The 13,439-nt window shown below is 67.2% G+C and carries 13 protein-coding genes and 1 pseudogene; 3 read left to right on the top strand and 11 right to left on the bottom strand.

Going from position 1 to position 13,439, the window contains the following annotated elements; all coding sequences use genetic code 11:
• Positions 1 to 36 precede the first annotated feature (36 nt).
• From HNQ01_RS22140 to HNQ01_RS04305, 3 genes and pseudogenes are all read right to left on the bottom strand, one after another.
• Positions 37 to 282 (bottom strand): annotated as a pseudogene (locus HNQ01_RS22140) (transposase); the annotation flags it as partial.
• A gap of 236 nt (positions 283 to 518) precedes the next feature.
• Entirely contained in the window at positions 519 to 2,534 is a 2,016-nt protein-coding gene (locus HNQ01_RS04300; RefSeq protein ID WP_217427400.1) for a TRAFs-binding domain-containing protein, read from the bottom strand.
• A 24-nt stretch (positions 2,535 to 2,558) separates the two neighbouring features.
• Positions 2,559 to 3,749: a patatin-like phospholipase family protein gene (locus HNQ01_RS04305; protein WP_173804141.1), complete on the bottom strand. Its 1,191-nt coding sequence runs from the start codon at positions 3,747 to 3,749 to the stop codon at positions 2,559 to 2,561.
• A 195-nt stretch (positions 3,750 to 3,944) separates the two neighbouring features.
• On the opposite strand from HNQ01_RS04305, the gene HNQ01_RS22545 reads away from it, so the two are divergent.
• Entirely contained in the window at positions 3,945 to 4,223 is a 279-nt protein-coding gene (locus HNQ01_RS22545) for a toll/interleukin-1 receptor domain-containing protein (RefSeq protein ID WP_353621638.1), read from the top strand.
• Positions 4,190 to 4,708, top strand: coding sequence for a hypothetical protein (locus HNQ01_RS04315; protein WP_173804143.1), 519 nt, complete (start codon positions 4,190 to 4,192; stop codon positions 4,706 to 4,708). The genes HNQ01_RS22545 and HNQ01_RS04315 overlap by 34 nt, the downstream gene beginning before the upstream one ends.
• Before the next feature lie 31 nt (positions 4,709 to 4,739).
• Here HNQ01_RS04315 and HNQ01_RS04320 read toward each other — a convergent pair whose 3' ends face one another.
• Genes HNQ01_RS04320 through HNQ01_RS04340 form a run of 5 tightly spaced genes read right to left on the bottom strand, consistent with a single transcriptional unit; the run spans position 4,740 to position 10,194 of the window.
• Complete coding sequence (locus HNQ01_RS04320; protein WP_173804144.1) at positions 4,740 to 5,453, bottom strand: (5-formylfuran-3-yl)methyl phosphate synthase; 714 nt, start codon at positions 5,451 to 5,453, stop codon at positions 4,740 to 4,742.
• Complete coding sequence (locus HNQ01_RS04325; RefSeq protein ID WP_173804145.1) at positions 5,450 to 6,097, bottom strand: DUF447 domain-containing protein; 648 nt, start codon at positions 6,095 to 6,097, stop codon at positions 5,450 to 5,452. Before HNQ01_RS04325 ends, HNQ01_RS04320 begins: the two co-directional genes overlap by 4 nt.
• On the bottom strand, positions 6,094 to 7,539 hold the full coding sequence (locus tag HNQ01_RS04330; RefSeq protein WP_173804146.1) for a DUF6513 domain-containing protein: 1,446 nt from the start codon (positions 7,537 to 7,539) through the stop codon (positions 6,094 to 6,096). The genes HNQ01_RS04325 and HNQ01_RS04330 overlap by 4 nt, the downstream gene beginning before the upstream one ends.
• Positions 7,518 to 8,177: a flavoprotein gene (locus HNQ01_RS04335; RefSeq protein ID WP_173804147.1), complete on the bottom strand. Its 660-nt coding sequence runs from the start codon at positions 8,175 to 8,177 to the stop codon at positions 7,518 to 7,520. The genes HNQ01_RS04330 and HNQ01_RS04335 overlap by 22 nt, the downstream gene beginning before the upstream one ends.
• The gene (locus HNQ01_RS04340; RefSeq protein ID WP_173804148.1) at positions 8,101 to 10,194 is read right to left on the bottom strand and encodes a sigma-54-dependent Fis family transcriptional regulator; all 2,094 of its coding nucleotides are present in this window, start codon (positions 10,192 to 10,194) and stop codon (positions 8,101 to 8,103) included. The genes HNQ01_RS04335 and HNQ01_RS04340 overlap by 77 nt, the downstream gene beginning before the upstream one ends.
• Before the next feature lie 228 nt (positions 10,195 to 10,422).
• On the opposite strand from HNQ01_RS04340, the gene HNQ01_RS04345 reads away from it, so the two are divergent.
• Positions 10,423 to 10,920, top strand: coding sequence for a dihydroneopterin aldolase (locus tag HNQ01_RS04345; protein WP_173804149.1), 498 nt, complete (start codon positions 10,423 to 10,425; stop codon positions 10,918 to 10,920).
• Between the two features lie 73 nt (positions 10,921 to 10,993).
• On the opposite strand, the gene fae is transcribed toward HNQ01_RS04345, so the two are convergent.
• From fae to HNQ01_RS04360, 3 genes are all read right to left on the bottom strand, one after another.
• A complete protein-coding gene (gene fae, locus HNQ01_RS04350; RefSeq protein ID WP_173804150.1) occupies positions 10,994 to 11,506 on the bottom strand; it encodes a formaldehyde-activating enzyme in 513 nt (170 codons plus the stop codon).
• Between the two features lie 73 nt (positions 11,507 to 11,579).
• The gene (locus tag HNQ01_RS04355) at positions 11,580 to 12,494 is read right to left on the bottom strand and encodes a triphosphoribosyl-dephospho-CoA synthase (RefSeq protein WP_173804151.1); all 915 of its coding nucleotides are present in this window, start codon (positions 12,492 to 12,494) and stop codon (positions 11,580 to 11,582) included.
• Positions 12,491 to 13,438 (bottom strand): ATP-grasp domain-containing protein, encoded by a 948-nt coding sequence (locus HNQ01_RS04360; protein ID WP_173804152.1) that lies wholly within the window; start codon positions 13,436 to 13,438, stop codon positions 12,491 to 12,493. Before HNQ01_RS04360 ends, HNQ01_RS04355 begins: the two co-directional genes overlap by 4 nt.
• Between the last annotated feature and the right edge of the window lies 1 nt (position 13,439).

Consider the following 13,439-nt stretch of genomic DNA (forward strand, 5'->3'; position numbering starts at 1 on the left):
GTCCGCAAGTGCTTGACGGGGGAGCTTAGGCTCGCACTGCTCGTCCGACAGGTTGTACAGCACCTGCAGGAACACCATGCGCACCAGCGCCTCGGTAGGGTATGGCGGGCGTCCGCCCTTGCTGCGGTCAGCGCGAGGGCAGGCCTTGTCCACCGCCGCAAACATCGCCGCCAGCGTCTGCACGTAGCCCTCCAGCTTGGCCTTGCGCTGCTGCGCCACGAACAGGTCGTCCGCGGCCTCCTCAGGGAAGAAGCTCGATGGCTTGATGCGGGGCGTGATCATGGGGCGCCATCTTGCCGCAATCCTCGGTTCAGGTGGCGGTCAGGGCTGGTTTCGAGAAGTGCCCACAGCGTCAGCCCCCCCCCCGCGCCTTCAGCGCTGCGTTGTAGGCCTTCCAGTTCTCCGTGCGGTACTTCGTCCGTCGCTTCTTGGCTTTGCTCACGAGCTCCGTCTACGAGCAGCGACGGCGGGCTTTGTGCAACAGAGCCCAACGGAGCCCAACAGAGCCGAGAATTACCCTACAAAGTGCGCGTATCGATCCACTCTACACACGAAGTACGACGATCGACCTCAGCCTTGAGATGTGCGGTTCCCCCTGGACCATCGCCGGACTGCCCATCCCATAACGCAATGAAATGCAATTTCTCCGGGCCATGCGCCAAGGCACTGTCCAGCAACCACAGGTTGCAGCGCTCGTAGGCATTGATCTTCCCTGGAGGATCCCCCAGTTCGACTGGCATGAGTCGGATTGGCAAACCCAAGTCCGGCTTCAATGCTAGCCATCGATCTCGCCAGCCTTCCTCACCAGGCACATTCAAACTGGGGGCGATCGATTCCTTGACGAATTTCGGCTCATCGAAAGGCAGCAGGACCTGACAACGCACACCACGTGCACGACAGGCCTCCAAGAAGATGATATCTCCCCCGGCAGCAGCTTGGCTAAAAGCAAGATCCCCTGAACCTGCACGCCAATGATCCAAGACCGTTGAAATCCGCTCAGCAACCGCAGCAGCCATTTTTGGTGGAAAACGGGGCTTCGCTCGATCATTTCGATCCATCATGTGCCCAGTGAAGAGAAAAACCCGATCCGACTGCACTGGCGGAACACATTGTTTCAGCTCAGAGTCAAGAATATCCCGTGCGATAGCCACTTCATCCGGTCGGAACTGGAGTTCCTGCAATAACTGCACAGTCTGAAGTGATGAATCGATGGCAAACCAGTCATGATCAGCCGCCGGAACCGCTTTGCACCAAGCCTTGCGCACAATATCCTGATTTTCATGCAGAAGGATGAGTTCAGCACGGGAAGCAAGCGCCCAATAGTCATCCGACTGAGCAGACAACACACTATCGATAGCATACCGTACGGCGCCGCGCAGATCGGCAAGATCCTGCATTCCTGTCAGCCCTTGATCTATATATTCACTCACTTCGGCCTGTTCGACCAGATGACGATGTAAATACATCAGCGTCAGTGCATTTATGCCTGCATAGTGACTGCGCGGATCGATCAGGAAGCCTCGTCGGTAGATCTTAATCGCACGACCCAGAAGTTCAAGTCCAGCCGTCGCGGTGTCTATCGATGGTGCATTGATATAGCGGCGCCAAGCGGCAAGCCAGCGCATTTTTTCGAGTCGCCCCAGCAAAGCCCAGCTTTCCGCATCATCCGGATGCTCCGCGACTAGCTCTTCAGCCTCACTGCGAGCCTCGTCCATCCGGCCCAAGCGTCCGAGACAGACCAGCCTTTTTTGCTTGACTGCCAGAGCGTCGGGATCGATCTCAAGCGCACGGTCGAACTGTTCCAGTGCCAGCGCGCATTGATCAAGCGCCAGAAGCGCATTCCCTGCGGCGCAGTGGCCTTCCACAGCCAAGGCCCTCACGGGAGTCTCATCCGCCAGAACCATTACGTCCCCGGCCAACATCCGGCGGCGCGCCGTTTTCAGCGAATTCATCCAACTGCGATACGTCGCACTGGACTCGTTGTCCGTACCCAGCAGCAGCGATCGCCATTCGGGCGGCCGCAAATGGGGAAGCAACTGGTAGACGGGACTGACCTTGCGACGGGTCGAACTGTGGCGACTTTCCTTGAGCATTCCGACCAATGCCTCCAGTGTCGCTTTCAACGTGACAAGATCTGGTCCACCATCATCGGCCAGTCCATATCTCAGCTTCCGGTCTGTGTAGACGTCGAAGGCCTTCGCGGACTCGCCTGACGGCAGCGCACCGTAGACCAGTACCACCCCGCGGTCCCGCAGTGCGTGCCGAACACCGAGTTCATACCAGACATTCGGATTGGGAATGGTCAGATCAGCGAGAACCAGATCGGCAGCTAGCAGTTCCTGGAACATATCAGACCGGATATCACCGGGGCGCCGCTCCTCATCCGCCCGGAAGGCCTCGAAACCCGCACGCTCCAGCGCAGGTTTCAGCAATTTTTTCCAGACCACATCGAAATCAACCCAAGTCTTCCCATCGGGCCCAGTCTTTTTTCCGAACGGCATTGCAACAAAAGCATGGGGACGAATCTGTGACATGGCCGAATCTCGGTAAATGATGGGTCAACCAACGAATCCGCTCAAGTGAGCTGGCAGGACTGACTGTCTGGCATAGGTCTGTCCCACCAGTTGGATCTGCTCGATGAATTCCACCGAGTCGAGTGCCTGCACCTGTTCAGGGAGAACCTTGTTTTTCAATCCCATGCGGTCCAGACCTGTCGCGCTGACATCCGGATCGTAGCGCAGATAGGTGAAGAGCTTCGGCACGGTACTGGTTGGAGCCCCAATGACATCTGCGGTCATTGTCTTGACCTCCCGGTCGATTTCACCGCCAAACCGGCAATTCCCCAATGTGCGGCAGGCCATGTCCCACCCGGCACTGGCAGCGTTCATCAGTGCACCCGGAACGTTTTTCGCGTTGTCCAGCAACCACATATCCTTGGGTTCCAGATCCGGTCGCGCTTTCGCCGCGCTGCCTGTCCCCACGGAGACAATCAGCATCTTGTCTTCACCCGTGGCCCAGTTCATGTTGTAAGGTTTTGCCGTAGCCATTTGGAATGCCAGAAAGGCCGGATTGTTGTAGGTAGTCACACCTCCGTCGACGAAGATGAACTTGTACTCCTGAGGCTGACCTGGGCAGAAAGTGACGATCTCGGGTGGGAAATAGGTGGGAGCAGCCGTGCTGGCTCGCACAAGTTGCCACAGTGGTAGTTTCAGGTTGCAGTCTGGTCGAAGCCGCTCGTTGTAGTGTGCATCAGGATTGTTGGTAATCGGCCAAGGTGAATCCGTGCTGTGATTGCGCAGCACCATCATCAACAAGGTGCGCAGACGCGGATCTCCGAGTTTTTCTGCCATCTCGGGATCCGGGCAAGGCCCCTGCTTATTTAGTGCCTTAGCCAGTTCGTCTTTCAGTTTGAGGGCCAAGGGCTCGGCCTTGTAGTCGTAGTGCAATCGGTTCAACAGTCCGGCCTTGGTGAACATATCCCGGCCACTGTCGACATAGAAGCGGCGGATCTGTTCGGTGCTCATGCCCGCGGAAATGCAGGCAGCCACGATGGCGCCCGTGCTCGTGCCGCAAACAAAGTCGAACCAGTCACCCAAAACCAGATCAGGCTTTTGAGTGAGCGTCCGCAACTCGGTTTCAATCTGCGTCAATATTTCAACGCTGATCAAGCCGAGAATACCTCCACCATCACAGGCGAGGATGCGCTTTGAAAACTTCTCCGGGCGAACCGAAAAATTACATTCAGACATTTACGCCTCATTTAAAATCAACAACATCCAACAGGATGAAAATTCATCACCGCACCACATCGACAACACAAAAATAACACCCCCAATTCTCATCTTCAAGACAAGCAACACCCTCATAAATCAAAATTTGATCGATATCAAAATGCATGCAAAAATTTCAGCAACAATCAAACAAAGCAACTCACCATGCTAACCATGTCGAAGATATTTATCTGTCACGCATCAGAGGACAAAGAAATTGCAGATGCAATTCATCTCGCACTCAAATCAGATGAACACGATGTATTTTTTGATGACACATCTTTAAAAGAGACCGCGGACTACAACAACAAAATAATATCAGCAATCAAGGGGTGCGATCTGTTTATATTTCTAATATCAAAAAACTCCATAAGAAAGGGAAAGTATGCACTGAGCGAGCTGAAAATAGCACAAAAAAAATGGGGGCGCCTAATCATCATGTTCTACCAATAAATATAGACAACACGCCTCTGGAATCAATCCCACCATATCTAAAAGCAACCACCATACTCAACCCAATAGGAGACATTGTAATTGAAACAAAAGTAGCGGCAAGCAATCTACTTAAAGGTGGTCGAGCAATAAAAAACATTGCGAAAATAGCTTTTATTGCCACGGCCGCCACGGCCGCCACGGCCGCAACATATTTTGCAAACATCAGTGAGATCGAATATAGATTACTTGGCTGCAAGTTTGGCGGTCGCGTCGGTCAAGTGGAAATAGTCAACAACTCCTTATACCCCTTAGAAATAAAATACTACCACCCAAACAACTACAAAGAGTACATTAGGTTTTTTGTCAATGGACAATCCAGCCACACCGAACAGTTTAATGTCGGAGAAGACTGGGGAATAAAAATAGGGAGCAGGCGTGTTCAATGCCTAGCAACCGCATCCGAGTGGAAAGACAAAAAATTTATTGTATTCACAGACAAATAACTTTAATAACCAACACGCCAAAAAATTAGTACTATTCCGAACGTAGCTGCTCACACAAGCTCATACGCCAAGCAAACGACAGCAAAGATTCCACCCTCGCCCCATCCAACTGTTGCCCCCTCCCCCCCTCACACACCGCCGACCTGAACCCCGCAAAGTCCGCCCCCAGCCGCCGCAGCGTCGGGATCTCCTCCAGGCGCAGCGCGCCGGCCAGGCCGGCCAGGGCGCCGGTGGCGCGGACGGTGGCGATGAAGTGCTGCAGATCGGCGGCGGGAATGCGGTCGAGCAGCGAGCCGCCGCGCTTGTCGGCGGTGTCGAGCATGACCGCGGCGAAGCCGCCGGCGGCGGCCAGGCGCAGGCGTGCGGGGTCGATGCCGTCGTCGGCGATCAGCACCGGCACGACCGGGGTGCCGGTGGCCTTCAGCGTCGCCAGGCGGTCGAGCAGCGCCAAGGCGGCTGGGCCGCGCTCGACGCCGACCTTGACCTGATCGACGCCGGTGGCGGCCACCCGCAGCACCCGCTCGGTGATCTCGTCGAGCGCCTCGGCCGGCCAGTCGCCGATGGTGGCGGTCACCGGCGTGGCCGGCGCGTCCCGGCGGATCTGGCGCAGCAGCGCGGCGACGGTCTCGACCGGCAGGCCGCCGAGCGCGCCGAGCGAGGGCTCCTTCAGGTCGATGAAGTCGACGCCGGCGCGCGCCACCAGCGCCGCCTCGTGCGCGTCGCGCACGCTCACCAGCACCTTCATGCGGTCGCTCCCCGGGCCGTCACCGCGGCCGGACGGGCCACCGGCCGGCGCCGGCGCGCCTCGACCGCCTCCAGCAGCCAGGACCAGGCCTCGCGCTCCTCGGGGCCGGCGCTTCGGTCGATCGCGACCTGCAGCGCGGCCATCTCCTCGGCGATGCGCTCGACCGGCAGCAGGTGCAGCCGGCTGACCAGCACCGCGCCCTCGATCACCGCCGCCTGAGCGCGGTTCATGCCGTCGAAGGGCGCGTGCGTCACGTCCTCGACCGGGTCGAGCCGGAGGCGCGGTCGCTGCGGATCGTCCTCGACCGCGGCGACCCGCAGCGCGACATGGCGCAGCGCGCAGTCCAGCCGCGCCGGCCACGGCCCGTGGCCGTCCCCCGCCACCGCGCGGCTCGGCCAGTCGCGCCGGCCGGTCACGCAGCCGGCGAAGACCCGCGCGTCCACCAGCAGGTTCAGCACCGCGACCCGCTCGCGCAGCAGGTTGTCCAGCGTCGTCGACGGCCGGAAGGGCATCAGCACCGCCTGCAGCGCCCCGCCCGGCCCGCCGGGCTGCCAGCGCACGCCCATCGGCGCGCTGCGCAGCCGGCCGTCGGCGTCGCGGGTGCAGACCACCGCCTCGTGGATTCTTGCGGAAACAGGGCTCATGACGTTCTCCTTGCGGCATGGCGCTCCAGCGCGGTGGGCGCCATCGTCGCGCCGGGCGCGCAGGCGCGCGACAGATCCTCGGGCGGCGCGTCCGCCGCGACGCCCCAGTCCAGCGGCCGGTCCTGCACATAGCGCTTGCCGAGCTGCCAGGCGATCTCGGCGCGCGCCAGCTCGGCGCCGAGGTAGAAGGCGTGCGCCGCATCGCCCGGCGCGTCGCCCAGACCCAGGCGCGGCCACAGCGACATCGCGTCCTGCGCGTGGCGCAGACCGTCGCGGTTGTAGACGTGCAGCCCGTCGGCGGCGACCTGGATGCGGAAGTTCGGGTCGCGCACCTGCGCGGCGGTCGCGGCGATCTCCTGCGGGCTGTCGGGCCAGGGCCGGCGCTCGTGCACCGTCGCCAGCCCGCCGCCGAGGTCCTTGGGCAGCGTGCGCAGCGTCGCGGCGGCGTGCATCAGCCGGCGCGCCGCGTCGGCCTCGCGCAGCGCGCGGCGGGCGTGCGGGCTGACCTGCGTCGTCAGGATCGCGCGGATGTCGAGCTCGGCGCACAGGCCGAGCAGCACCGCATGGATGCCGCTGGTGTCGGCCTCGGTCAGCTCGGTCAGGTTGCCGGTGCCCATCAGCATCGGCGCGTCGGGAAAGCGCTCGCGCAGCCGGTGGTAGCGCACGATCGAGCGCGCCAGCCCGAAGGGAATCGGGTCGAGGATCGGATCGGCGAGAAAGGCGCGGCCGCGCGCCTGCAGCCGCTCGACCGAGGCCCACAGCCCCGCCTCGTCGTCCGGCGTCGCGCCGACCAGCACCGGCGTGGCGGCGACCTCGTCGGCGATCCACAGCAGCTCGGGCGTCAGGCTGAGCAGGTAGTCGGCGCCGGCCCGGCCGCCGCGCAGCAGTTCGTCCGGCTGCTGCGAGTCGACGCTGACCTTCAGGCTCAGGCCATGAAGCGCCTGCACCGCGTCTTCCAGGTGGGGAAACGGCGTGCCGGGCAGGCCGCCGAGGTCGATGACGTCGGCACCTTCGCCGGCCAGCGCCAGCGCCCGCGCGACCAGCGCCTCGAGCGTCAGCCGCGGCGCGTCGGTGATCTCGGCGAAGATCGCCACCCGGTGCTCGTGCAGCGGCACCGGGCGCGCGGCGCGGCGGAAGAAGGCCGGCAGGTCCTTGAGCTCCTCCGGCCCGCGCTGCACCGGCCGGCCCAGCGCCTGCGCCAGCGCCTCGAGGTCGCCGCGGCAGCGCCCGGGCACGATCACCCGGTCGATGCCCGCCAGCCGCTCGCGCGGCAGCCGGCGCGCGATCATCTCGGCGGTCATCAGCGCGGCGACCTGCAGGCCCGGCTCGTGCACCGTCCAGTCGAAGGGCCGCGCGGGATCGCTCGGGTCGGCCAGCTCGCCCAGCACCCGCTCGAGCGCGGGCAAGGCCAGCCGCCCGGTCAGGAAGAGCAGGTGGTCCATGCCAGCTCCAGCGTGTGCAGACGGTGCTCGAGCGCCCGCTCCAGCTCGGCGGGCGAGGCGACGACGCGGGTGAACTCGAGGCCGCGCAGCCGCTCGACATGGTCCAGCTCGACGCGGCGCGGCCGCAGCGTGACCCAGTCGTGCGGCGCGCGGGTCACGACCACCGGCTCGGTGTCGCAGGCGAAGACCAGCGTCTCGATGCCGAGCTTGCCGGCCTGCGCGTGCAGATTGGTCGGCAGCGTGTCGCTCAGGCCCAGCGCGCACTTGGCCACCGTGTTGCTGGTCGCCGGCGCGATGACGACGGTGTGGTAGACGCCGGTGTAGAGCCGCCCGACCGGCACGCTGCTGGCGGTCTTGTCGCGGAAGACCCGGAAGCGCTCGCGCAGCGAGGCCAGCGTGATGCCGTAGATCGCCAGCACCTCCTCGCCGGCGGCCGACAGCATCAGGTCCACCCCCGGCAGGCGCGCCGCCAGCGCCAGCGCCTCGTGCAGCCCGTGGCCCGAGCCGGTCACGCACCAGGCGAAGCGCGAGCCCGGCGCGCCGCCCGCGTCGTCGTCCGGCTCAGCCGGCGTGCAGGGGGTGGGAGATCCGGATGTGGAGCTTGTGGAGTTTCCGGTACAGAGTGTTGCGGCTGACATCGAGGGCCTTGGCCACGTTGCTCACGTTCCAGCGGTGGTGCTCCAGCAGTCGCAGCAGCACCTGACGCTCGTTGGCGAGGATCGGGTTGAGTCGGGCGACGGCGGCCTCGGTCTCGGCATCGGTCCCGGGGCCCGTCGCTCCCGGAGAAGGCAAGATCGGTGCCGACGACGGGTCGGCCTCCTCGCACGGCTCGACGCACGGCGCCGGCAGCGCCGCGGCCTCGGCCGGGCGCAGGCCGCGCATCAGGCTGGGCAGGTGCTCCAGCGCGATCGGCTCGCCATCGGCCAGCGCGCAGGCCGAGCGCAGCACATGGCGCAGCTGGCGCACGTTGCCCGGCCAGGGATGCTCCATCAGCAGCCGCTCGGCCTGCGGCGTCAGCCGGCTGTCCGGCCCGCCCTCGGCGACGAGCAGATGGCGGATCAGCTCGGCGCGGTCGGTGCGCTCGCGCAGCGCCGGCAGCCGCAGCTCCACGCCGGCCAGGCGGTAGTACAGGTCCTCGCGGAAGCGCCCCTGCTCGACCAGCTCGGCCAGGTCGCGGTGGCTGGCGCTGAGCAGCTGGAAGTCGACCGACACCGTCTCCTCCGCGCCCAGCGGCGTGACCTGGCGCTCCTCCAGCACCCGCAGCAGCCGCGCCTGCAGCTCCAGCGGCATGTCGCCGATCTCGTCGAGAAAGAGCGTGCCGCCGTCGGCCTGCAGCACCTTGCCGCGCCGGCCGGCCTTCTGCGCGCCGGTGAAGGCGCCGGCGCGGTAGCCGAACAGCTCGGCCTCGATCAGGCTCTCGGGCAGGCTGGCGCAGTTGATCGCCACGAAGGCGCCGGCCGCGACCGGGCTGCCGTCGTGCACCGCGCGGGCGAAGACCTCCTTGCCAGCGCCGGTCTCGCCGCACAGCAGCACCGGCGTGCGCCGCGCGATCACCCGGCGCGCCACCGCCAGATGGCGCGCGAGCTGCGGGTCCGCCATCAGCGGCGGCGGCGGCCCGTCGGGCGCGGGCGAGGCCGCTGCGGCGCGCCCGGGCGCGGCAGCGCGCTGCACCGGCCGGCCGATTCCTGCCATCTGCACCAGCGACGGCGCCGCCGGCTGGCCGGCCTCGCTGGCCGGGCGGCGCATCACCGCGAAGAAGCGGTGCGAGGCCCGCGCGCGGTAGGTCACCACCGGGTGGAAGGAAGCGGCCGTGCTGCGCTGCAGCAGGTCGTCGACGGTGGTCTGGAAGATGTCGTCGAGGCGGCGCGCGCGGATCTCGGCCACCGAGCCGAGGCCGAGCTGGAACAGCGCGCTGCGGTTGGCCGCCAGCACCCGGCCGTCGTCGTCGACCGCCAGCCGGCCCTCGTGCAGCGTGTAGACGAACTCCGGCCGGCTGTGGAAATGCAGCGGATGGGCGTGGCGGAAGCACTGGTCGATCAGCCGGTTCTCGATCATGCGCGCGGTCATGCCCAGCAGCACCAGCAGGTGCTGCTGCATCAGCGAGGAGCGGCTCGACACGTCGAGCACCGCGGCCATCTCGCCCGACGGATCGTGGATCGGCACCGCCGAGCAGGTCAGGCCGGTGAACTGGGTGTAGAAGTGGTCCTCGCGGCGGACCGACACCGGGCAGGCCGAGGCCAGGCAGGTGCCCATGCCGTTGGTGCCGGCCTCGGTCTCGCTCCAGACCACGCCGGGGCGCAGGCCCATCGGCGCGACCTCGGCGGTGAAGCCCGGCGAGGCGACCATGTGCAGGATCACCCCGTCGGTGTCGGTCAGCACGACCGCCGACTCGTCGTCGGCGAGCTGCTGGAACAGCGTCGACATCTCGTGGCGGGCGCAGTCGAGCAGCACTGCCATGCGCTCGAGCCGGCGCGCGAGCTGGTCGTCGTCGAGCGCGCGCAGCTCGCGCGGCCGGTCCGGATGCAGCAGGTACTCGTCGAGGCAGCGCCGCCAGGAGCGGGCCACGACATCGTTGCCGCCCTCGACGAAGCCGCCTCGGACGACGTCGAAGACACGTTCGGCATGCGCTCCCGCGCCGAGAAGATCCAGGGACATGGTGGGACTCCGAGCCTGTGGTGCTTGCTGTTGTCGTGATCGCGCCGCAGGGCCGGCCGGCCCCGGGTCTTGCCCGCTCTTTTGATGATGAACGGGAAAAAATCCCGCGTCGCCGGGGAAAGCCCCGATGGCCGGCGAAACGGCCGCCCGCGCGGACCGGGCACGCCTCCTGCAGGTACCGGGCGGTCATTTCCCGACGATTGCCCCACCGAACGAGGACCGCCCGCGATGAGCCCGATGCCCACGCCCCTGCCGCTGAGCCCTGCCCTGCCGCCCGCCGCCGCGGCCGCCGACGAGCCGGCCGCGCTCGACCTGATCCTGATCGAGGGCTGGCAGGGCCAGACCGTCATCGGCATCCACGACGACGAGCTGCACCGGCCGCAGCCGCTGGTGATCGACCTGCATGCCGGCCAGCCGCGCGCGCGCGCCTGCAGCACCGACCGCATCGGCGACACCATCGACTACGGCGCGGTCTGCGCCCGGCTCGACGCGCTGATGCTCGACCACGGCGTGCAGCTGCTCGAGGCGCTGGCCGAACGCATCGCGCGCCTGCTGCTCGACGACTTCGGCGCGAGCTGGGTGCGGGTGCGCATCGTCAAGCCGCGCAAGTTCGCGCATGTCGCCTCGGTGGGCGTGCAGATCGAGCGCCGCGCCGCGAGCCCGGCCCCGCGCCCCGGCGCGCAGGTGCTGGGCTGGATCGGCTCGGGCCTGGTGCCGCAGTCCTGAGCCGCCGTCCTGCGCCGCGACGCACGCAGGCCCGGCCCCCTTGCAGGGGCCGGGCCCGGTCGCAGCGTGCGCGTCAGGCGTGCGCGGCGAAGGGGTGCGTCGCCTCGGCCTTGCGCGAGACCACCTCGTCGGCGGTCGGCAGACCGGCCACCGCACGCTCGAGCGCCTCCTTCGTGGCGGCGTAGTTGTAGTCCTGGATCTTGGCGTCGTCGGCGGCCAGCCAGTGGATGAAGACGCCCACCGAGATGAACAGGTCGTCGGCCTCGGCGGCCGGAATGACGCCGGACTCGACGCAGTCGGCCACCGCCATCGCCACGCCGCGCTGCGCCGGGCCGAACATCTGCACCGCCTGCTTGGCGCCCTTGATCGTGACCTTGTTGAACATCACGGTGGCCGGCTTGGCCATCAGGTTCGGGGCCACCACCGCCAGCAGCGAGGTGAAGCCGTCCTTGTTGTTGGTCAGCGCATTGGCGAAGGCGGTCTCGGCGGCGCTGCCACGCGGGCCGATGATGAGGTCGATGTGCGCGACCTCATTGCCATCGCCGACGAGCGACTCGCCCACCATCATGCGATCGATCTTTGCCATGTCGTGTGTCTCCTGGTGTGAAGGAATGTGCGAAGGGATGAAAGAGAGATCCGGGGGGATCGGGGGAGAAGAATCACGATTCGTGCCACCGCCCGCCGCCCTGCAGCGTGGCCAGCATCAGCGTCGCCACCACCAGGTCGGCGCTGGTCCCGGGGTTGATCGAGGCCGATTTCAGCGCCTCGTCCCAGGCCGCGAAGGCCGGATCGCCCTGCAGCGGCCGCCCCGGGCCCACCCGCGCCAGCCAGGCCCCGGCCTGCGACAGGACAGTCTGTGCCGCGGCCTCGCCGTGGCGCCGGACAATGTGTGAATCGGGCGCGGAGGCCAGCCAGGCCAGATGCAGATGCTCCACCGCCGCCACCCGGGCGGCGTCGGGCACGGCCGGCGCCGGCCCCAGTCCGCCCTCGAGGCCGTGCCGCGCCAGCACCGCCAGGCCCAGGTCGAGCAGCTCGGCCGCGCCGTCGCGGTACTGGCGCGCGATGCGGTCGCGCCCGGCCGCCAGCGCCATCGCCGCGCGCAGCGCCAGCGTCGGCGGCTGGTGCACGTCCTGCTGCGCCGCCGCGCCCAGCCCGCCCGGCGACGCGACGACGATGGCGCGGAACACCGCCGCCGCATCCTCGCGGTCCAGGTCCGCGAACACCGCCTCCAGCGCCCGGCGCCAGACCTCGGGGCCGGCCCCGAGCCGGCCCGGACGCTCGGCCGCCGCCGCCAGCGGCGCGCACAGCAGCACGATGCCGAGATTGGTGTTGCAGCCGACCGCCGCACGGGTGGCCCGCACCGCCGCCTCCACCCGCTCCCCGACGCGCCGGCCCGGCGCGACCAGCGCGCCGACGCAGGCGCGCGCGCTGGCCAGGAAGTCCTCGGCCTGCATGCGGTGGCCGGGCGAATGCAGGCTGACATTGCCCGGCTTGCGCACCGCCACGTCCCAGGCGCAGGCGTCGAGAAAGGCCTGCGCCACCGTCGCCACAGCGACCTCCGCCGCGGCGGTCATGCGCAGCGCACCGGCGCGAGGCCGGCAGACCGGCCGCCGATGCGGCGGTCGATCAGGTCGTCGACCAGCGCCTGCGCGATCGGAAACGGCGTGACGCGCTGCAGCCCGCGCCAGGCGGCCACGCCGTTGACCTCCAGCACCCAGGGCCGGCCGTCGGGGCCGGGCATCAGGTCGACGCCGGCGTAGTCGGTCTGCAGCGCCGCGGCCGCGGCCTCGGCGGTGGCGGCCAGCGCCGGCTCCAGCGCGGCGGGCTCGCAGCGCGCGCCCTGCGCGACGTTGTGCACCCAGTGCGCGCTCACGCGCCGCATCGCCGCGATCGCGCGGCCGCCGACGACCAGCACCCGCCAGTCGAAGCCTTCCGCCTGCGCGTCGTCCGGGGGCGAGGACGGCAGGAAGCGCTGCAGATAGGCCAGCCCGCCCGAGCGCGACAGCGGCGGCAGCGCCACCGGCTCGCCCTCGACCCGGCCGACCCGCGCCAGGCCCTTGCCCTGCGAGCCGAACAGCGGCTTCATCACCAGCGCACGGCCGGCGGCCTCCTCGCGCATCAGCAGCCGGCGCGCACGCGCCTCGGACTCGGTCGCCCAGGTCGGCGGCGTCGGCACGCCGGCGGCGTGCAGCAGCAGGCTGGTCATCGACTTGTCGACGCAGCGCTCGATCGCGCGCGGGCCGTTGTAGACCGGCACGCCCAGCCCCTCCAGCGCATGCAGCACGCCCAGGCGCTTGGTCACCTGCTCGAAGCTGCCGCCGGCCACGCCGCGCACGATCGCCGCATCCGGCAGGCCCCGCCCGAAGCCCGGGATCAGCAGCCCGCTGCCCGGCGCCGAGGTGTCGATGTCGCAGTCGGCCAGGTCGACGCAGCGCCCGCTGGCGCCGCGCGCGCGCAGCGCCTGCTGCAGCTGCCGGGTATGCCAGCCGGTCTCGTCGGTCAGGATCGCCACCCGCATG

It is taken from the genome of Sphaerotilus uruguayifluvii, from assembly GCF_013294065.1.
Taxonomy (GTDB): Bacteria; Pseudomonadota; Gammaproteobacteria; order Burkholderiales; family Burkholderiaceae_C; genus Sphaerotilus; species Sphaerotilus uruguayifluvii.

Coding starts and splice junctions, on each gene's coding strand:
- HNQ01_RS04315 (WP_173804143.1), top strand. CDS start 4,190: ATGGGGGCGCCTAATCATCATGTTCTACCAATAAATATAGACAACACG.
- HNQ01_RS04340 (WP_173804148.1), bottom strand. CDS start 10,194: ATGTCCCTGGATCTTCTCGGCGCGGGAGCGCATGCCGAACGTGTCTTC.
- HNQ01_RS04300 (WP_217427400.1), bottom strand. CDS start 2,534: ATGTCACAGATTCGTCCCCATGCTTTTGTTGCAATGCCGTTCGGAAAA.
- HNQ01_RS04320 (WP_173804144.1), bottom strand. CDS start 5,453: ATGAAGGTGCTGGTGAGCGTGCGCGACGCGCACGAGGCGGCGCTGGTG.
- HNQ01_RS04355 (WP_173804151.1), bottom strand. CDS start 12,494: ATGACCGCCGCGGCGGAGGTCGCTGTGGCGACGGTGGCGCAGGCCTTT.
- fae (WP_173804150.1), bottom strand. CDS start 11,506: ATGGCAAAGATCGATCGCATGATGGTGGGCGAGTCGCTCGTCGGCGAT.
- HNQ01_RS04360 (WP_173804152.1), bottom strand. CDS start 13,438: ATGCGGGTGGCGATCCTGACCGACGAGACCGGCTGGCATACCCGGCAG.
- HNQ01_RS04305 (WP_173804141.1), bottom strand. CDS start 3,749: ATGTCTGAATGTAATTTTTCGGTTCGCCCGGAGAAGTTTTCAAAGCGC.
- HNQ01_RS04345 (WP_173804149.1), top strand. CDS start 10,423: ATGAGCCCGATGCCCACGCCCCTGCCGCTGAGCCCTGCCCTGCCGCCC.
- HNQ01_RS04335 (WP_173804147.1), bottom strand. CDS start 8,177: ATGTCAGCCGCAACACTCTGTACCGGAAACTCCACAAGCTCCACATCC.
- HNQ01_RS04325 (WP_173804145.1), bottom strand. CDS start 6,097: ATGAGCCCTGTTTCCGCAAGAATCCACGAGGCGGTGGTCTGCACCCGC.
- HNQ01_RS22545 (WP_353621638.1), top strand. CDS start 3,945: ATGTCGAAGATATTTATCTGTCACGCATCAGAGGACAAAGAAATTGCA.
- HNQ01_RS04330 (WP_173804146.1), bottom strand. CDS start 7,539: ATGGACCACCTGCTCTTCCTGACCGGGCGGCTGGCCTTGCCCGCGCTC.